Origin of the sequence: Asaia platycodi JCM 25414 (genome assembly GCF_000614545.1) — a bacterium.
Taxonomy (GTDB): Bacteria; Pseudomonadota; Alphaproteobacteria; order Acetobacterales; family Acetobacteraceae; genus Asaia; species Asaia platycodi.
Genome location: NZ_BAKW01000016.1, coordinates 32,126 through 50,675 on the forward strand (window position 1 = coordinate 32,126; position 18,550 = coordinate 50,675).

The 18,550-nt window shown below is 56.8% G+C and carries 15 protein-coding genes and 1 pseudogene; all 16 read right to left on the reverse strand.

The features are described 5' to 3' along the window. Window positions 1-10: 10 nt before the first annotated feature. Window positions 11-964 (reverse strand): Rrf2 family transcriptional regulator, encoded by a 954-nt coding sequence (locus tag JCM25414_RS25180; protein ID WP_025841772.1) that lies wholly within the window; start codon window positions 962-964, stop codon window positions 11-13. 843 nt (window positions 965-1,807) lie between these two features. Continuing rightward, window positions 1,808-2,749, reverse strand: a complete 942-nt coding sequence (locus JCM25414_RS19760) for a metallophosphoesterase (protein WP_369346057.1) — start codon at window positions 2,747-2,749, stop codon at window positions 1,808-1,810. Between the two features lie 656 nt (window positions 2,750-3,405). Beyond that, complete coding sequence (gene bcsD, locus JCM25414_RS11775; RefSeq protein ID WP_025841773.1) at window positions 3,406-3,840, reverse strand: cellulose biosynthesis protein BcsD; 435 nt, start codon at window positions 3,838-3,840, stop codon at window positions 3,406-3,408. Further along, window positions 3,837-5,555: a cellulose synthase subunit BcsC-related outer membrane protein gene (locus JCM25414_RS11780; RefSeq protein ID WP_159101760.1), complete on the reverse strand. Its 1,719-nt coding sequence runs from the start codon at window positions 5,553-5,555 to the stop codon at window positions 3,837-3,839. The genes bcsD and JCM25414_RS11780 overlap by 4 nt, the downstream gene beginning before the upstream one ends. A 268-nt stretch (window positions 5,556-5,823) precedes the next feature. Then, entirely contained in the window at window positions 5,824-7,557 is a 1,734-nt protein-coding gene (locus tag JCM25414_RS11790; protein ID WP_159101761.1) for a tetratricopeptide repeat protein, read from the reverse strand. After that, on the reverse strand, window positions 7,547-11,548 hold the full coding sequence (locus tag JCM25414_RS19765) for a cellulose biosynthesis cyclic di-GMP-binding regulatory protein BcsB (RefSeq protein ID WP_051535859.1): 4,002 nt from the start codon (window positions 11,546-11,548) through the stop codon (window positions 7,547-7,549). The genes JCM25414_RS11790 and JCM25414_RS19765 overlap by 11 nt, the downstream gene beginning before the upstream one ends. Beyond that, the gene (locus tag JCM25414_RS26105; RefSeq protein ID WP_051535860.1) at window positions 11,545-11,925 is read right to left on the reverse strand and encodes a glycosyltransferase; all 381 of its coding nucleotides are present in this window, start codon (window positions 11,923-11,925) and stop codon (window positions 11,545-11,547) included. Before JCM25414_RS26105 ends, JCM25414_RS19765 begins: the two co-directional genes overlap by 4 nt. Beyond that, the gene (locus JCM25414_RS23395; protein WP_035443334.1) at window positions 11,922-12,215 is read right to left on the reverse strand and encodes a hypothetical protein; all 294 of its coding nucleotides are present in this window, start codon (window positions 12,213-12,215) and stop codon (window positions 11,922-11,924) included. Before JCM25414_RS23395 ends, JCM25414_RS26105 begins: the two co-directional genes overlap by 4 nt. A 14-nt stretch (window positions 12,216-12,229) precedes the next feature. Then, window positions 12,230-13,000: a cellulose synthase operon protein YhjQ/BcsQ gene (locus tag JCM25414_RS11800; protein WP_025841777.1), complete on the reverse strand. Its 771-nt coding sequence runs from the start codon at window positions 12,998-13,000 to the stop codon at window positions 12,230-12,232. 45 nt (window positions 13,001-13,045) lie between these two features. Then, complete coding sequence (locus JCM25414_RS11805; RefSeq protein WP_025841778.1) at window positions 13,046-13,516, reverse strand: hypothetical protein; 471 nt, start codon at window positions 13,514-13,516, stop codon at window positions 13,046-13,048. Further along, window positions 13,516-14,565 (reverse strand): glycosyl hydrolase family 8, encoded by a 1,050-nt coding sequence (locus JCM25414_RS11810; protein WP_025841779.1) that lies wholly within the window; start codon window positions 14,563-14,565, stop codon window positions 13,516-13,518. The genes JCM25414_RS11805 and JCM25414_RS11810 overlap by 1 nt, the downstream gene beginning before the upstream one ends. Window positions 14,566-15,040: 475 nt before the next feature. After that, the gene (locus JCM25414_RS22530; protein ID WP_081775910.1) at window positions 15,041-15,268 is read right to left on the reverse strand and encodes an ATP-binding protein; all 228 of its coding nucleotides are present in this window, start codon (window positions 15,266-15,268) and stop codon (window positions 15,041-15,043) included. Further along, the gene (locus JCM25414_RS19775) at window positions 15,211-16,743 is read right to left on the reverse strand and encodes a sensor histidine kinase (RefSeq protein ID WP_148301078.1); all 1,533 of its coding nucleotides are present in this window, start codon (window positions 16,741-16,743) and stop codon (window positions 15,211-15,213) included. Before JCM25414_RS19775 ends, JCM25414_RS22530 begins: the two co-directional genes overlap by 58 nt. Window positions 16,744-16,866: 123 nt before the next feature. Next, on the reverse strand, window positions 16,867-17,055 hold the full coding sequence (locus JCM25414_RS23890) for a NepR family anti-sigma factor (protein ID WP_025841780.1): 189 nt from the start codon (window positions 17,053-17,055) through the stop codon (window positions 16,867-16,869). Window positions 17,056-17,265: 210 nt separating this feature from the next. Then, window positions 17,266-17,843 (reverse strand): annotated as a pseudogene (locus tag JCM25414_RS19780) (sigma-70 family RNA polymerase sigma factor). A 137-nt stretch (window positions 17,844-17,980) separates the two neighbouring features. Next, window positions 17,981-18,520 carry a sigma-70 family RNA polymerase sigma factor gene (locus JCM25414_RS11830; protein WP_081775911.1) on the reverse strand — a complete coding sequence of 180 codons (540 nt, stop codon included), beginning with the start codon at window positions 18,518-18,520 and terminating at the stop codon, window positions 17,981-17,983. Between the last annotated feature and the right edge of the window lie 30 nt (window positions 18,521-18,550).

An 18,550-nucleotide genomic window follows, 5' to 3' on the forward strand; every position in this document is an offset into this window, starting at 1 on the left:
CGCAGACCCTTTAACGGTTGGCAGGCAGGACGAAAGGCGTGTCACTGTTCTTGACGAAAAAGGCCAGAAACTTGGCAGGCTCGGTCCGACTTGCATTGCGACCAACAAGATGTACGTCATCTGGACCTTCGAAAAAGACCTGTCCTTTGCCCAGCGTCACCTGTTCCTGGCCACGAACCTGCATGACGATCTTGCCTTCAAGTACGTAAACAAAAACCGACGCATTATGACGATGGATCGGATCGCTGCCACCAGGAGGGTAATCGACAACGAGCATTGCACCTTCCTTGCCCGGAATTCCGGCAAGCTCGTGCGACATGAGGGGCGTCACCTTGGTCTCGGCACGAGCAGAAGCGCCCGCTATAAAAAGCAGGCTCGCTGCAGCGTAGAGAAATTTATTCATGATTGCCTCCAGATATCGTTTTTTTTTTCTAAGCGATTTGTTTTTTCTGACTGCGCCGACGCGCCGCGTTTCGAGGCGTTGTTCGAACCATGATTGCGCATCGTCGATGAATTGCGGCGGTGCCTTATCGCGAACCAGCCCCGCCAGATCGGCGAGTGTGGTCTGCGCCAGTTCATGCCTCATGGCTTGTTCGGCTCGCAGCATGGCAGCATGGATGCCGCAAACACCCTGGGTTGCCCAACGTGGCGGCTCGTCCGAAAAAAGCGCGCAGCGCCCACGGATTTCCTGACAATTGAAGAGATTCTTCCGCCCCTCGATTGCATCCACCACTGAGAGGATAGTGATCTCATGAGCGGGCCTGGCAAGGCTGTACCCACCCCGCAAGCCGTCGGAAGCGATGAGGATGCCCGCCTTTTCCAGCTTCGGCATAAGCTTTGCCATGAATGCTCCTGGGATGTCCTGCAGCTCGGCCAGGTCGAGACTGCTGACAGGTTCGGTTTTCTCGACAAGCCAGATCAGGCTGTGAAGAACATATTCGGTGCTTGCGCCATACAATGCCATAACGCAGATCATATTAGTCTGCGTTTCGATTCGCAAGCTCTTATGTCAGACGCTCCTGACAAAGGCAGCGTTATCGGAGGCTCCGCTGGGTAGCCCTGGAACCGAATAAAGACTGGAAGTCATTTATGCTGACGTGAGAGTTTGGGGTACGGTTATCCGAGCCCGAAGGGGAATTTCGGGACTTACTTCCCCCGAGCAACAGGCGATGCCCACCTGACCGCGCCGCACGATGAGTCCGGCCTGTCGCACACCAGACGGCGATAAACTCCTGATTTGCTCTTTACTGACGCCCACGTCACGAGGCTCTAGCCGAGGACCTGGCCTGACTGAATGGCTGGAGAGCGGTGCTTTCGCACGGGTCACTCTATCCGCTCACGCTTTCTCTGCCTGTTCGGATGTAATTGCAGGATCTAAATCTCGGTATAAGTGACCGCGCTTTCTGCGCGCCTGAGCTTATAGCGGCCCGAGCAACCGACATGACCGAGTGCGTTTCCCTACAAGCCCGGGCATCCGCGCTGTCTAGATGAAAATGGCTCAAAGAAACTATCTGCTCGAAGGGCAGTCCCATTGGACGCTGAGACAAACGAATTTGAGGACATCTCAGTCTATGAGCGTCCGACTTATGTACGTCTTGTACATGCTGAAATATGGGTTTTCAGGCTTGGTTCCGGGAAGGAGTGCGCAGGCAAACCCGCGTGATCTCTGAAGGGCAACCCAGGCGCAGGGCAAAGCCAGGCCATAATCCCGTACCATTGCTCACATGGAGCGTCATGCTACCCAGTCGATAGCGGCCTGACACAAACCCTTGATTGGCACGTGCCACGAGGCGATCCAGCCCCCAGATCATCCCACCATGCGTATGGCCAGAAAGCTGAAGACCGACGCCGCACGTCGCGGCCTCCCGCGCCTTGTCGGTTGGTGGTCCAGCAGCACGACCGGGGCGTTTTGTGGGCATCCTTCAAGCGCAGCTTCGAGATCCGGAACAGGCTCGTTGTGGCGACCAGCAGCTCTGTCGGTGACCCCTGCGACAACCAGCGCCGCGTTACCGCGTCTCACAACGATATGGCGATTAAGAAGCATGTCGAAACCGAGTGCTTCTAGCGCGCGCATCCACTCCTGGTAGTCAAAAACATATTCGTGATTGCCGGGAATGGCATAGACGCCGTCACGGGCGCTCAGATTTGAGAGAGGTGCAATATCGCCACGTCGCATTGATACGGACCCATCGATGAAATCGCCTGTGACGACGATCATATCGGCCCCGGCTGCATTGGCCCGCGCGACGACGGCGGACACCCAGCGTGAAGGGAAGAGCGTTGTGATATGCAGATCGCTCAGCTGGATCAGCATATAGCCGTCGAAAGCCGGGGCGAGGCCCTGCAAGGTAACTTCTATATCGCGTATGGGCGGCACGATGAGCGCATTACGCACACCCCATGCTGACAGTGCGGCGGCCACGCCACCAATTGCGATCCTCGTCACCGTACCGATGCGTATGGGGTGCCAGGAGATCAGCGCCATGAGCAAGGCTGCCAGATCGACGGCCAGTTGCAGCACCGTGAGAAAAAGCAGTGCGCCGAACGCCCAGTTGAAAAGGATCACGAGAGATCTGGGCATTTCCGGCACGAGAACGGAGCCGGAGGAGAGACGACACCATTGATGATAGAGTGCCGCTCCGATGATGAGCAGCGCCGCGACGCCACGGGTTGGTAGTGACAGTGGCAAAGGCCAGAGCCAGTTAGCAATGGTAACGAGGAACAGCGTACTGAAAATGATGAGGCGCAATGCTTTGATCCCTTGAATCCAGAGCCGTTACCAGCTTGGGCGGTCATTTTGGTAAACGGCCAGGTCTGCCTCGCCTGTTTACGAAGTTGCGGCCCTTGCGCTTCATGACTGTGTTAGAAACCAACGTGTCAACGCGATGATCGAAAGCGTACACGCTAACTACAATCGTATCGCTTACGCCTTTTCAGCCAGGGCTGGTCCGCGGCGCGTCTGTGATGTCGCCTTATTCTAAAGCACGTGGTCTATCACTGGAATGAGGCGGAAAAAGACAAGCTGGCGACATATCTGCCTATCATGTTGATGGTGCGACCATGCGGACCAGGCTTACGCGCTTTCCCAGGTTTCTTTGCGGCGTTCACTGTCCTACCCATGGCATATCGACCGGCCTTCAGTCAGCGAGGAAAGTGGCATCATCTTATCCAACGGGAGCACGCGCATTGCTTGAAGGGTTAAAGCCCCCCTTCTCTGCCCCCAGTTAACGGACCATCAATGCCGGGCAGCCGTACGAAACGGGGGCAATATCAACCGGGCGCACGCTCGATCATCGAGCTGCTTTCCGGCAATGGCAGGCCTTTCCGTGCTCACGCCTCGCGACGCCGCATCGGAGAGACCTTCCTTCTCAAGGTGAGAACAGGTTAAGAGTGAGTGGCTCGACTTCAGGCGCCTGCACCATCCTGCGCGGCCAGAAAGACGAGTTTGTCGAGTGAGGAAAGATCACGGTCGAGACGCAGGGTGATGACCTCGCCGGTTTGCAGGAACCAGCCCGTGAATAGACCGGCGTAGAACGCCGCGAACCACTGGCCGGAAGGGCTGCCAAGCGAGCCAATCCGCGGGGCATCGCTGATCTCGAGAAACAGGTTGCGCTTTTCTTGTGAGAGCCGCAGCGCAGCCTGCCCCCAGCCCATCATGGACAAAAGGGCATTGCACTCGAGTTCGAAATCCTCGGTCGTTTCGCAAGCCGGAAGCGGCAGGCGTGTCGAGAGACGATGGCCGACGCTGTGAAGAAGCGCGTCGCGCTCCTCCGGTCCTGCCTGGACATCGAGTTCAGTCGCGAGAGCGTGTAAAAAGAGAGAATAATCAGGCGCGGTCATTTCGTCCCCAGAAAGCTGTATTTGGCAGCGACAAATGCTCTGACTTCGTTCCAAGGCCCAGCGCGCTGATAATCCGCATTCAGGCTGAGCTTGAGGTTGGGTGTCATGCGATAATCCACGGCACCGTAGACGCCACCGGTCAGGCCATTGGCTGAATTGCCTGACTGGTAAGCATAGAGCGGCGCGATATTGGCAAGCAGGGCCTGGTCCTGACTGTTGTTCGGAAAGGTTTCGGCGCGGTTGGAGTGGTAGGTCTGATAGCCTGCGCGACCAATCACGCGCCAGTCGACCTGCTTGTAAGACCCGGCATAGGTGACCGGAAAGGTGAAGGCAAGAAAGTTCTGAGGCGAGAAATAGCCACCATTGCCGAAGCTGAAAGCATACTCGTTTCGGTCATATCCGAACCAGGTCAGATCCATGCCGACATGCACGTTTTGCTTGCCGTAATCCCATACCTTGACCTGTCCACCCGCACCCGCTTCGTAGCCGGTGTTGCTCTTAGTATTGCGCCCGGTGAGATACGAGCCGCCGCCACGAACGTAGAAGGAGGCGTTTGAATTTCCATAGGCCAGCTGGGCATAGACGCGATTGCGCGTTACGCCGCCCCAGGTTGCCCCATTTGCATCCTTGAGCCCGCTATAGGAAAGAATGCTGTCTTCCACGCTTCGGCGTTCAACCCCGACGCTCAGGATCGTATTATGCGCGATCTGTGGCGCCACCTTGACACCGCCAAGGAAATTGCTGACGGCGAAACCGAGTGGTGAAGATCCGACGTCCAGATTGAGCCAGTGCCAGTCATAGGCCGCGCTGAGCGCAACACCTGTAGCGTTGAACGAGCTGCTCTGGTTGATTGCTCCCCCCTGAATTTCGCTGAGCGGATTATAGCCGATATAGCGCGGCCCGTTGACATCGCCCGAGTTATAGGAACGACTGCTCAGGAATGTCGGGGTGGCCCCCAGGGTAATATGCCCCCCGCCGACAGGCAGCTTGCCTGACATCTCCGCGGTTACATTACTCAACCCGTTAAGGCCGGAGCCCGATCGCGTATCGATGCCCGGAGAAATGTTTACCGATGCCGCCATGGCATCGGTAATCTGATTGAGGTCGGCATCCATACGTTGAATCATCGGATCTGCGACATCCGACGCAAGCGTCACGTCTTCGGCGGCAAAAGGATTGGCGCGCTGATACTGCCCGTTACGGTTCGGGCTGATCTGTTCCATGCGCAGCAGACGTGCCTGGGCCAGTTCACGAACGGCGGCGCGCGTATTGCCCCGCGCCCGGTCAAGTTCAGCGGCCGCATACCAGCTGCGGGGGTCCGTTGGGGCGATTGCGTTCATCTGTTGCAGGTAGCCACTCGCCTCTGAGTAGCGATGCATGGAGATGGTCGTCTCGATAAGCGCCAGACGCGCATCGAGATCGGTAGGATCATGCTGAACAGCCTTGAGATTGATTTGATAGGCCTGGGCATACTGACCGCCGGAGCTGTAGAGCCGTGCCAGTGCAAGATTGGCTGCCGCGGGTGGGTTGCTGCTGTTGAGGGCTGGTGCCAGTGCCTCATAGGCACGAGCACGATTACCGCGCTCATTCAGATGATCCGAGGTAGCAACGGCAAGTCCTGTGTCGAGCCGGGCGAGAACAGCTTCCTGCTCCGGGCTAAGCGTCGTGGCTCTGGCTGATGCTGCCAGTCGTCGTGCGCGCTCGAGGTCACGCATATGCAGAAAAGCAGATGCATAAGCCAGTTTCTGCGACGGGGTCAGACGCCCCCTTAGCCGAGCAAGCTGCATGTCCAGAAGCTGTGAAGCACCAGAAGTATCACCCTTGTCGTAGAGCGCAGTAGCCGCCTGCGCGCCAGGGTGCCGTCTTCATCATCAGCATCGAGAAGATGAGCAAAATAAAAACGCGCCGAATCCCGATCAGACGGCGCGTTCGCGACATCATCCCGAAAAGCCGCGGAACGAAGCGCTGTACGAAGCTCGGGCGTCATGGCCGCAGGCGGCAAAAGCGGCTGAAGTCGCCGTATCGAAGCGTCGTCTCCCGTCTGTGCGGCAAAGAAAAGGGCCGCCTGAATCGCGCCAGGATCATGAGGTGATGCAGCTGCATAAGTGGCGCCATGACCTGCTCGGCATCAGAGCGACGATTTTCCGTTAGCAGTGCCTGAGCATAGTGCAGACGGGACCATGTCGAGAGCGCGTTCTCCTGATCGGCGCGCTGTAGAATGGTCAGCCGTTCAGCTTGAGAGGGGGCCTGCGCTGCCTCGGCTTCAAAAAGCAATGCTGTGAGTTGTGCATTTGAGACAGGACTTTGCTCAAGTACCGTTCGCGCTTCGGCAAATTCGTGCTCATCCATCAGCGCATGCACGAGGCGCTCACGATAAGAGACGCTACGGGGCTGCTCGGTCAAAAGGGTTCTGTAAGCGTCTATCGCCTCCTGACGGCGACCCGTCCGCGCCAGAATGTCGGCCCGCATGGCTCTCAGCCAGCTCTGCTTGGGTGACTGGGCGATCAGTGGATTGATGAGCGCAAGCGTCTCGGCGTAACGTTCCTTACCAAAGAGATAGTTCGCCTTTGCGTAAGTGTCGCTCAGCACAGCGCCGGACGACGCGGCACGCCAGCGCTCAGCAGAGGCAGGATCTGCCGCAATGGCACGACTCAGGAAGGTTTTGGCCTCATTATCACGTTTAAGACGCAGCAATGTCACACCCAGGCCACCGAGCGTGTCGGCATCATTAGGCGAAAGCGTGAGCGCCTGCCTGAACGACATTTCTGCGCTCGAGAGGTTATTTGCGCGCAAAGCGTCCCAGCCCTTTTGTCGAGCGAGTTCTTCCGGCCGCAGAGTGCCGGAGATCTCACGCCCGTGCAGCGCCTGCACATCCTTGTCTTCAGGATGCGCGGCCAGATAGCCGCTGATGATCGGATCGGACGCGGTAGTAGGCGGTAGCCAAAGCACCGATTGACGTGTCGTCCGGCCGATTTCCTGCTTCTGTTCTTCGTTAAGCCCGGGTATTTTGCTCAAGGCTTCAAAACGCTTGATACCCGCGACGCGGGTCTTCTCATCCCACACCAGCGACTGCGCGTAAGCGATCTGATATTCAATATTGTCCGGCGAGCCCATGACAAGCTTGGCAAGACCCTGCTGTGCTTTGGCGCGCTGGTCAGGCACGCCGGCGAGCGTACGGTAATATTCCAGCGCATAAAGAGCCGGCGGGCGGTCAGGAAACGCCCGCATGTAAACTGCAGCAGCCTGGGAGGTGGCCCCTTTGCGGGCCAGCTCTCGCGCATTTTGAATGTCGGAGCCGGGCGCGGCACGAGACTGCAGATCCATATCCAGCAGCCTGCCGGCATCAGGGTCACCTCCCTGATCCCGGATCTGCTTCATGAACTTGCGCGCGCCGGAAATGTCGCCGTCGCGCAGGCTCATTTGCCCCTGTAGCGCAAGGACATCCGGGTTGTTGGGAGCAAGCTGAAGCGCCTGGTTGAGCGCGATGCGCGCATCGTCCGTTCGGCCATGGTCGAACCAGTATCGTGCCCGCTTGATGACCGCGGGCAGGATACGATTGGCATCCAGAGCCTGCAGGAGTGGCGGTGACGTCTGAACGCCCTGCCCCGTCGCTGCGCCGCTCTGAACCGTTTGCGCCGCTGCATAACCCGGTATGGACATCGCGCATACTATAACCGGAAGCGCGACTCTGGACTGTCTGCTTCTCTTATTTGTCACGGCGCAGCTCCTTGGCACGACGTCTGGCATGAGCAGTCAGGATGCGGAAGAGAATCAGAACGCCGAGGCCGACGCCCACCACAGCGAGCAGGATGACCCTGAAGGGATGATTACCCAGATAAAGGTCTGGCCAGAACCAGAAAGGCAGTGATCCCACGGCATAGGTCGGCAGATTCCGCGTTGCGAGAACATGGTTTGCGTTGAGCAGGGAAAGATCGCCCTGGATCATAGGCTGCATTTTCGGATCACGCATTGTCTGGATCAGACGTTCGAGCCCTTGCGGATTTTCGCTGAGCATCAGGAGCATGGTTGCGTCGCTTGAAAAGGGCGAACGCCGCTCGATCAGAACGCCACCATCGCCAAGTGAGGTAGTAGCACGGAGACTGTGCAGTGCCGCCTCGGTGCCCCCCGTCGAATTCTCGCTCAGGCTACGGGAAATAAGGCGGAACGGCTCCAGAAAGGCAGAGCTGGCATAATTCAGGGTGGAGCCGTTGAAGCTGTATGGCGTACCACGCAGGAAACGCTCGACAGCAGACGACGAAGCCCCTGTGTCCATCACGATGAGGTTACGCATCTCGGTCTCGCTCACGGCATCGCTATGCAGCACGCTCACCCCTGAGACCGGGTATTGCGTAATGGCCCCTATCATGCCCATCAGGTCGAGAAAGGCACTTTCCGTCCCTTCGAGCTGTGTGGCGGGCAGAACAACCGCCGTGTCAGAAAGGTCAGCCATGCGGGTGAACGGAAAGCCGGAATTCGCGAAATAGGCCAGGTTTGGCAGCTGCGTGTAGTGATAGGCTCGCGTCAGATCGATCGTCGAATCAGGATCGATGCTCATGCGCAGATCCTGCGTCATGCCACTGCAATCACGACGACCGATCGGGCGTCCCTCAAGGTAGAAGCCAAGCGTATTGGCACCGTACAGTGCCCAGGGAGGAATGGAGACACTGGCAGATTGCGATCGTGAGGAATCTGGCCAGAAGCGTCTCAGCAAGTCGGGCAAATCGGATGGCGGCGCGAGAGAGACGCTTTTCAGATAGATCCCGTTCACGCTCACATCGACATGGGAGCGTTTTCTGTCAACTTCGGTTCCCAGTGGGCCACGCACCTTGAAATGAAGGCTCAGAGGGTGGTCGCGCCAGGTATAGATATCCGGCGTCGTACGGAACGGGACCGAAATTGTGCCCGGCACATAACCATAGCCCTGCAGAACCGAGAGCGAGACCAGATCCCCAATACGTACGGGCTGACTGCGTGTGAGAAAGCCCGGCGCGTCGTATGCCTTGCGTGATGCCAGCGTCACGGGGGGGGCGAGGATGCGTGAGCCATGAGGAAAGCCGTTGCTGCCGAAGACGACCGAGCGTGCAGCAGCCGAAACTTCGTCGTCGGTTCGTCCCGTAACGATCAGCACGGCACCGAACGGGTCGTTGGGATTGACCGTCTCCATAACCGTCGGACCGGAAATCGACGCCTGCCCGGCAAGGTAGTCTCCAAGCACAGTGGAAGGTCCAACGAGAATTGCGTTTCCCGAGGGTGGCATCTGCCTCATGACCGGAAAGCTAGCGCCACGATAGCTGCTGAGTGACCCAAACCAGGACGAGAGCACGGCGGCTGCTTCCAATGTATGGGTGTTGCTCTGCTGCGCGAGAACGAATGGCACACGCGCAGGCGTGAGCACAGCCTCGTTGAAGAAAGGCGCCGGGAGGCTGGCCAGGTCACGCGAGGGAGGCAGAGGAGCCGAGGTGATGGAGAGGCTCGACTGTCCGAGGATCTTGGCCCAGAGGACGGCACTCGTCTGATCGCCGCAGCTGAGGGTGTACTGCCCGGCGAAATGGAAGGTCAGAACGTTATGTTCTCTGAAGAACAGCGGGTTGACCTGAAATGTCATCGGTCCGAATTGCGGCTTGTCCCTGTCGGGATGCACAACACCGATGAACTGGTCGTTCAGGAAGATCGTTACACCGCTACCAGCAGGCAACATGTCGGGTGACAAGGCGCCGTAGAGAGACAGGGTCGCTCCTGTCACGACCTCAGAGGGCGCCACACCGAAATTGAGGCCCTGAATCGGAATCCACGGTGTCATGATCAGCGTATCGGCACTGCCGAGCTGGGTGAAGCTCCAGGACGTCGTGTGAGCGCTCTCCAGCTCTTCATGCGCTGGAAGTGCGGGTGCGGAAGCTGCGTCCGACGTAGTCGCGGGAACCGCTGTGTTTGCCGAAGGCATTGCACCCGTCGAAGTGGCGGCAACCGCAGGTGCAGCACCTTGTGTCTGTGCTGGTGCGGTAGGCAAGCGCGTTTCAGGCGATGCTACCGAAACTGATGATTTGGGCGCAGGAACAGGGGCAAGCGCGCCGGGTAACGGCATCTCAGCGGGGTTCGTCTGTGCAAATGCAGACGTAGACCAGAGAGACAGGGAGGCGACCAGAAATAGCGGTGCAGCGCGCATGATACCGATATTGGGCTTGACCACGACGGCGGTCTTTTGTGGGACCGGCTGGATGACCCGAGGCTTGAGCGCGATGTTGGGCCTCTTCTGCTTGAATGTTTTTGGATTGAGAAGCCCCACGATGCTGTGCAGAATGAGACCAATCGAGCGTGGCAGACTGTCCGGCTTATAATCGGCCCAGCTGGCCCACGCGTCACGTCGCCCGAAGATGACACGCACGATCTGCGCTTCCTGCAAAATCGACGTCGCGGCCCAGCTCAAGGCGAGAATGCCAGTGTCGGTGCACCGGATAATCTGAGCAGGGAGGCTGTACGTTTCGCTTCTGTCACGAACAAATACGGAGACAGGGGCTCCTTTCGTGAAGCCGGTATCAGACGCGTTTCCGTGCAGAAGGCAGCCACCAAAAGACATGTTTTCACTCGTATATTCGAAGAGGCGCCCATCGGCCGATCGGACGGTTACAGGAATTATCATATCGACGCGTGGCGTATTGCGGATCTGCATCGACTCTCGTCCGATAGAAATTGCGGCGAGTACGATAACGATACTGATCGAGATCCAGACGATGTTCATCAACAGGGCGTTCGTAACGATATAATCGTTATGATTGTGCAGTAAACGGAATGCGCCGATGCCGAGTGTCCCCAGGAGAATGATCGCGAGATAGAAATTGGGATAGATCGCCCCCCAGTCGAGATAGGATCTGTCCAGAATTCCACCTTTTTCGGTGACGTTGAATTTTCCGCGGCGCGGAAAAATGAGCGTCATGACGGTCACGCGCGCGAGGAACGGTGCGAGTGTCGTCTCGTAAACTTCGCTCCAGAGAGAATATCGCCAGTTACGATTCGTTCTTGCGGAGGTAAGAACGCTATGGATCAGATGAGGCATTGCATAAATGGCAATTGCGAAAGGCGACGCGTCTATCAGGGTCTGATTGAAGATCAGATAGGCGATGGGCGATGTAAGAAAGATAAGCCGCGGAATTGCGAACAGGAAGCTTGCAATGGCAGAAAAATAGCAAAGACGCTGAGCGAAGTTGAGGCCCGGCCCGAACAGGGGATTATCCAGTCGGAAGATCTGCAACATGCCGCGCGCCCAGCGCATACGCTGGCCGACGTGGAGAATGAGACGCTCAGTCGCCAGCCCGGCTGCAAGCGGTTTGGCAAGATAGGCGGTCGACCACCCCTTGCGCTGAAGTTTCAGCGCCGTATGCATGTCTTCGGTAACGGTTTCAACAGCGACGCCACCGACTTCCTGAAGCGCCGTGCGTCGGATGACTGCGCACGAACCGCAAAAAAACGTAGCGTTCCAGAAATCATTCCCATCCTGAATCAAGCCGTAGAAAAGATTACCCTCCGGCGGCACGAAGGCGCCGTGAGAGAAATTCCGCTGAAATGGATCTGGGGAATAGAAATGATGTGGCGTCTGAATGAGAGCGAGGCGGGACTCAGTCAGGAACGGGCCGACAGTCTCCTGGAGGAAAGTGCGCTTGGCAATATGATCGCAATCGAAGATGGCAATGAGTTCACCCTTCGTCAGGGTCATGGCATGGTTGAGATTACCAGCTTGGCATGATTATGCTCGGACCTGGCGATGTAACCCGCGCCGCAGGACTCTGCAAATTCTCGAAACTTTTCGCGATGTCCGTCGTCCAGTAGATAGACGTTGATCTTGTCGCTCGGCCAATCCAGCCCCAATGCTGCCAACACGGTCTGTCTTACAATCCTGAGCTCTTCATTATAAGTCGGGATGTAGATGTCGACACTCGGCCAAAGCGACGTATCCGGCGGAAGCGGGACGACCTGACGTCGCAGCGGATGGAGAGACTGGAAATAGCTCAAAATGAGCATCATGAAAGCATAGATCTCTGCCGTCACGAGAACCGTGCCCAGAACCGATTGCGTCCAGGAACTGAAGTTCAATGTTTCGGTGAGACGCAGCTTAGATAACGCAGCGAAACAATGACTGACAGACCTTTCAGAACAAGCGTCGCCCTCGGCCCAGGATAGCGATTTACAAAGATAAACAGGCCAATACCGACGAAACAGACAATGGTCTGCCCTGCCAGATTGAGATGAACGAACGCCGCCAGAATGACGCATAGCAGCGCAAAAGCGACCAGCAACGACCGCATGAGAGCCTGGCTCGGCGATAGATGGGCGCTGTCGACCCAGGTTTCGAGGGCCGCGATACCGTTTCTGACGTGCTTCATTCCCGCCCCCGTTCTTAGTGGAGATTTTCGACGGTCTGGATCAATCCTGTTCCCACGGCCTCGATATCGACTGCAGCGCGTGAATACGGGGCGTATTGCTGGACAAGTTTCTGGCTGGCAAAAGCCTCACCGATATGCTCGTCCCTGCAGATCGTGCCGAGTAACATCCCGCCAAAACGCCGAATGATCTTGGGCATTGCCATCGCGCTTACCCGATTGAGCGGATCGAACCGATTGACGACGACGCGATGCACAAAAGAAGCCGGCTGGCCCGGCTCGATCCCATAGCAACTTGCGGAGTGAATCTCGGGAATGAGCGAAATGCACGATGCTTCAGGTGTCATGACCGTCAGCACGATATCCGCAAGTGGCAGAATGGTTGAAAAGGCAACCGAGTAACCGGGGGACGTATCAACTATGACGATCGTGTCCGGCAGCGCCGCCAGCGCCGCAATTTCGTGCGACAATAGCTGAGGGTGACGCCGGACAGCGTGCTCGAACTCGGCCTGCAGGTGAATGGACTGAGACCCAAACGGGTACACCAGTACATTGCTTGCACTGCGTACGGCAGCATCATCCCAGCTCTGGCCCGCCTCGATGCTGTTAACCAGGCCATAACGCAGCGCCATCGGAATTCCGAAATGCAGCCGCAATGCGTTCTGCGGATCGAGATCGATAGCAATGACACTGGACTGGCCAGTGCGTCGCAACTCATCAGCAAGATGCGCTGCGACCATTGTTTTCCCTACACCGCCTTTGGGGGAGGCTACGCAAATGAGAGTCATTTTATCTTATTCTTGTCCCCGATAGGATCAGAACCGATTTTTGTTCTAGCGCCGGAACATTCCGCGAAGGCGTGGTTGAGCTTCACTCTTTTCTGGTGTCGCCGAACGCAGAAGCATAAATACCTCGCGAAGTGACATTTTTCGCCAAGGCAGAGGTGCTTCTTCGACATCCACATGAGGCACGGGTCGTTCCAAAGGCGCCTGGACTGCCGCTTCAGAGCGCGTGAAACCGCGCATTGTTCGGGGCGCCTCTGCAGCTGGCGGATGATCCGCCGACCTGGAAGACGCTCGCGCAGCCTGCTGGGGCGCGATCGCTTCCTGAACGCGCGGCGGCACAGATTCCATCGAGGTCATTTTGGTTTCGACACTTTTAGCCGGCTCTTCAGCTGTCGTATCAACGACCGGCGGCAAGGTATTCATACGCGCAAACGCGTTGAAATCCTGGAAACCGTCGTCGTCTGGCGCGGGATGGTCGCCCGAAAAGGAGTCTTCTAAGATTTTGAATCTGTCCGGCATTACACCATCTCCATAGCTGCGATTCGTGCTTGCAGGGTCAGAGAAGCAGAATAATAATCACTGCTTTCCTTGATGCTTGGCAGGTTTTGCAACGCATCTGGTCCGTTCAAGGCGAACATGAAGACCGCCTTGAAGCCTGGGGGTGCGTTGTAATTAGACCGTTCACCCGTCTTGAGGTCTATCCACCCCGGTAGTCCGTTCATGGTGTAGTTCTGACTCACCGCATACAGCGCCTGTGTCAGGCTGACTGGCATATAGTTCGCCCATTTCAGATACAACGGGATACGGATCGCATCATATGAGAAGCGCGCTGGGAAACCCGTCGCGGGGAAGATGCGCTCCGACTTCCGGTCAATCGACAGCCAATCGGGTGGAAGTCCCCAAAGGCCAAATCGACTGGACTGGACCAGTTGCTGCCCGGAATCGATAAGCCCAGCCCAGGGACCGGACGGATCAAGACGTGCCGCTCTCTGCAAGGCGGGAATGTTGTAATAGGACAGGTTGATCACGACGCTCTTGGGTCGGTCAAATCCTTTCGCACCAGGGAGGAGGACAATACGACTACCTACCTTCCGTACGCATTTCTGGCCAAGATCTTTGATGATTGCCTGAGCCTGCTGCGCATAATCCTCACGGCCCCACAAGATTGCCGCGCGACGAAGCGCCCATGCAATCATGAGATCGCCGTCAGATGCATTGTTTGTATCCGTAATGTGCGGAGCTGACGGGGTCCAGCGCCAGCTGTGCAGATAGCCGTCCTTGTGTTTGAGGGTTCCCTGCGTCCAGGCCCACATCGTCTCGAATGCGGAACGGTCATTGAAAGTCGACGCGAAGAACAGACCGTACCCCTGCCCCTCCGAGTGTGAAATCCCGTTATTGCCCGTGTCGACAATGCGTCCGTCCGGCTGTAGAAAGCGAGACTTATAAAGCTCCCAGTCCGGGTCAGAAGACGACGACGCCCTCGCCCTTGTTGCGCCGACACCTGTGAACAGAGCACTCAGCGCGAGCGAGTCACGACAGAAGTGACGTCTGGCCTGTAAACGGCGCATTAACGATCTTTCGAATAGAGCAGCATTGTTGCCGCGGTTTGTGTCACGATCTTTTCCCTAGGATCAATGTGACGTCAACACTTTGTGTGTTTCGTTAAGATTTTTCGCGAGCTTGTCACTAAAATGCCATTTAATCTATATTTCCGTTAATATACGCCTTGGCGATCGTCCCAGAGGTTGACGAAATCACCCGACATTTTCCGCGACGAATCGTCACGCATCTGGAGAAGTTTCGAACACAGAACGCATGATAAGCAGGCTGACTTAACGGAAAGTATCTAGCCGAGCGATTTATATGGATAATTACGAAGCTAGCAGAAACCTGTACCCGAGCCTCAAGGTAGCAATGTAACGCCAGCATAATCCTGACTCGTCATCCACATGTGTAGATGGTGGCACCTTGCTGGCGGCAGGGCATATTTCCAGCCGGAAGCGACAATAGCGCCTGTCACTCTCACTGCATTTTTCTTTGTTTTCAGGCGAGCGGTCGGCGCAGCGTCTGCACAGGGAAGGTCAGGCGATATTCTGTCCCGTCGTCTGACGATATGTCCAGGGTTGCGCCCAGCTGACGGGCAAATCCGCGCACCAATTGCAGCCCTATGCCTTCGCGCTTCTCCTTATCCTCCTGCGTCGTATTGGAGAGGCCTATACCGTCATCTCTGACAACGAGGGTTGCGGTCTCGCTGTGTCTGTGAAGTGAGATATAGACAGACCCCGAACGTCGCTTGGAAAGGCGTAACGAAGAGCATTTGTGACGACTTCTGTTACGATCAGCGAAAGCGGCACCGCCTGATCAGGCGTAATTGGAACGTCCTGAACATCGAGGGAGAGGCTGATTCTCCCCCGGTTTACTCTATTATTCGCTGTAAAGATCTGGCTCGCCAGTTCTTCAAGAAACGCCCGAACGTCAAGCGTAGATAATCCACCCTCGGGATAGAGGTGTCGATGTAGTGTCGCCAATGACCTTACGCGATCACGCACAAGATGAAACTCTTCACGCGCCTCGGGAAGTTTGATGCGGTTGGCTTGCAAATTGAGTAACGAGGCAACGATCTGCAGGTTATTCTTCACCCGATGATGGATCTCCTTGATCAGGAGATCCTGTTGTTTGGCTGCTCTCTGCAAACGTGCCTCATGGCGGTCAAGACGACGCGTAGCGCGACTGAAAGCGCGCTCCATCTGGCGAATTTCAAGGGGAAGAGATCTCGGCAAGTCAGGCTGGAAGGTGCCGTGCCGCCGCCAGTCGGCAACACTGAAGGCAAGTTTCTCCAAGGGTTCGACCAGATAGCGCTGCGCGGCCAGCGCGACGAGCAGTAACTCGACGACGAGGATCAGAACGATAAGCGTGACCCGCGCTAGAAAAAGCTGCAAGGCTCTCGCTTCCGCCAGACTTCGCACTGACACGGAAACAATACTCGCGGGCCCGTAACCCGGTGCAAGCGTGTAGTAAGTGCCCCCGACCTCGAAGTGATCAACGCGCTTGTTGGACTGGAGGTCCCGATCAAGTCGTGCAGTAGCTTCCGGCAACCACGGGTTGGCGATTTTCTGGTTTGGCGTGAGTGCAACCGGTACTGCCCCAGGTGTATACACCCAAAGATCTGTCGCTCCGCTATCGGGGTCCGAAGGCGGATGGGCGTATTGAGCCAGCGTTACAAGCTGCGGATTTACGAGAGAACGAAACGCGACGAGGCGTCCAGACACCGTTCCTCCCGAGCGATCGATATAATTCAGCGGAACATTGATACGAATGATCGGACGAGGCCCCTTGAGAATGACCTCGACACCGCTCTCGTTGCCCACGTCTTCTCCCGAGTTGGCTGGTCGCACCAAAGACAGACGAGTTTCGTCACACACGATCTCACCCGACGCGACTTCCTTCGACGCTGCGACGACTTTACCCGATTGATCTACCAAAGCGAGCGAGCAGTAGTGCTGCTGGTTGATAGACTCAACGAGTAAAAGGGCGCGCGAGGCAATCTCCTCGTGAAGACCGATCCGTGCCAGAATTTCGAGCGCCCCATGCGCACGGCCAAGGTCGGCAGCAATCTCGTGACGCGCGCTGATCGCGTCCGCCTGAATTCGCTCAAAGCTGTTATTGGAGGTGGCTACGTAGGTGTGCCAGGCAAGCACCCCGGCTACGCAGGCGAGAGGCAGCGAAGTGCAGACGATTAAAGCCATCACACGAGAGCCGACAGTGTCGAACAAACCAGGTCGCAAGCGTGAGCCCTTGAACGAAGAGAGAAAGGAGACGGTCACCCGCCCTTCTTTCGGTTAGTCATCGCGCCAAGCTGCGGCTGGCCATCATGACGACCTGTCGTCGCGGTCTTCCTCAATGAGACGAAGCAGTTCCTCAGGGATTGGTTCGCTGGCAACATCGTCAAAGAGCTGATGCAAACCGCGCTTGAGCCATATGTCGAACGGGCTGTCACTCTCGTGAGAGTGGGTCTCCTGGCGGGACTTCTCCGGCGCGCCGTCCTTTCCCCCAGTCATATCATCACCCCAACAAAAGAAATCGACCCATGCGTTTCTAACAAAGGTTCGGCTCACGAGTTGCACGCTGGAAATTTAATCAGGGCAATTTGAACAAAAAGAAAGCCCCAATTGCACTTGAGGGGAATGATCCACGATCATTCCCCTCAGGATTTTGCATAGATGTCGCACTATTGAGTCTCTGCTCAAAAGAAACGTCTACTTTACCATTCAGAACGTGAAAAGATCGTCAGACTTCAGACCCTTACGCCGGCGATCATCGAGCGTAGCGCGAAGCGCTGCAACCTTGACGCGGAGCTTATCATTGGCGGGCAAATCTCCGGTCATCCAGGCTTCGAGCTGACGGCGAGCGCGGAACACGCGGCTTTTGGCAGTTCCGACAGCGCAACCCGTTGCTTCTGCGAGAGCCTCGTAGCTCATGCCTGAACAACGACCATCACAAGAGCCTCGCGCTGGTCTGAAGGGAGGCGCGACAGTGCCATGGACAGATCTTTGAGTGCCAAGCTGTCTTCATGCGTTGCATTACTGGCGAAGGAAGATGCAGGCACATCGTCAATGTCAGTTGTCTCGCGACGCTTACGCAGATCAGAAATGAAGCGATTGCGAAGGATACGATGCATCCATGCAGAGAAATTCGTACCCGGAATGAAGCTGTCCTGAGCAGCCAAGGCGTTGCAGACTGCGTCCTGCACCAGATCCTCGGCAGCAGAGCGGTTCCGCGTCAGGGAAAGCGCCTGAATACGCAGTTTGGGGAGAATCTGGATAACTTGGTCGTGGAAGCTGGTCATGCGAAAATCCTTCTTCGCTCAGTGCTTTTCATCCCACCAATGAATGGCGCGAAAGATCGGTTGCATCAGATTGCAATTTTTCGAACTTATTTTTTCACAACCCTGCAATCCGTTGTCGCAAGCGAACCGGTTCGCGATCAGACGGGGGGAGCATCGGAGGCGTGCATACCTGGAAGCGCTGCGAGTTCCGCCAGCTTCGCCCTCGCGCGCGAAACACGTGCTTTCATTGTACCAACCGGACAAAGGCAGATCTCGGCGGCCTCCTCATAGCTCATCTCCTGCGCGCCCACGAGAATGAGTGCCTCACGCAGGGTCTCGGGTAGTCGCCAGAGAAGCACGGAGAGGTCGTGCACATGATCGTGATATCCTTGAGCGCCTTCTCCACCCTCTTCGCTACCCTGCGAAATTTCCGAAAGGATTTCACTCTCCTTCACCTTGCGGCGCTTCTGCTCGTAGAAAATATTGCGCAAAATGGTGAAGAGCCAGGCTTTGATATTTGTCCCCTCGACAAATTGAGCGCGCGCGCCCAAGGCGCGGAGAACTGTATCCTGCACGAGGTCATCCGCTGATGTGACATCTCTTGTCAGGTAGCGAGCAAAGCCGCGCAGGTCGGAGAGATGCACAGCGATGCCGCGTCTCACAGGGTCCAGACTGCCCGACTTGTCGCCCCTGTTCATGGGGTGGTCCACACTCAGAGCGCGGTCTCC

What these genes read in the sequence shown, in the direction of transcription:
- JCM25414_RS25180 (WP_025841772.1), bottom strand. Translation starts at nt 964, where the DNA reads ATGGCATTGTATGGCGCAAGCACCGAATATGTTCTTCACAGCCTGATC.
- bcsD (WP_025841773.1), bottom strand. Translation starts at nt 3,840, where the DNA reads ATGACCGCGCCTGATTATTCTCTCTTTTTACACGCTCTCGCGACTGAA.
- JCM25414_RS11780 (WP_159101760.1), bottom strand. Translation starts at nt 5,555, where the DNA reads ATGCGTGACCTCGAGCGCGCACGACGACTGGCAGCATCAGCCAGAGCC.
- JCM25414_RS19765 (WP_051535859.1), bottom strand. Translation starts at nt 11,548, where the DNA reads ATGACCCTGACGAAGGGTGAACTCATTGCCATCTTCGATTGCGATCAT.
- JCM25414_RS23395 (WP_035443334.1), bottom strand. Translation starts at nt 12,215, where the DNA reads ATGAAGCACGTCAGAAACGGTATCGCGGCCCTCGAAACCTGGGTCGAC.
- JCM25414_RS11800 (WP_025841777.1), bottom strand. Translation starts at nt 13,000, where the DNA reads ATGACTCTCATTTGCGTAGCCTCCCCCAAAGGCGGTGTAGGGAAAACA.
- JCM25414_RS11805 (WP_025841778.1), bottom strand. Translation starts at nt 13,516, where the DNA reads ATGCCGGACAGATTCAAAATCTTAGAAGACTCCTTTTCGGGCGACCAT.
- JCM25414_RS11810 (WP_025841779.1), bottom strand. Translation starts at nt 14,565, where the DNA reads ATGCGCCGTTTACAGGCCAGACGTCACTTCTGTCGTGACTCGCTCGCG.
- JCM25414_RS19775 (WP_148301078.1), bottom strand. Translation starts at nt 16,743, where the DNA reads ATGGCTTTAATCGTCTGCACTTCGCTGCCTCTCGCCTGCGTAGCCGGG.
- JCM25414_RS23890 (WP_025841780.1), bottom strand. Translation starts at nt 17,055, where the DNA reads ATGACTGGGGGAAAGGACGGCGCGCCGGAGAAGTCCCGCCAGGAGACC.
- JCM25414_RS11830 (WP_081775911.1), bottom strand. Translation starts at nt 18,520, where the DNA reads ATGAACAGGGGCGACAAGTCGGGCAGTCTGGACCCTGTGAGACGCGGC.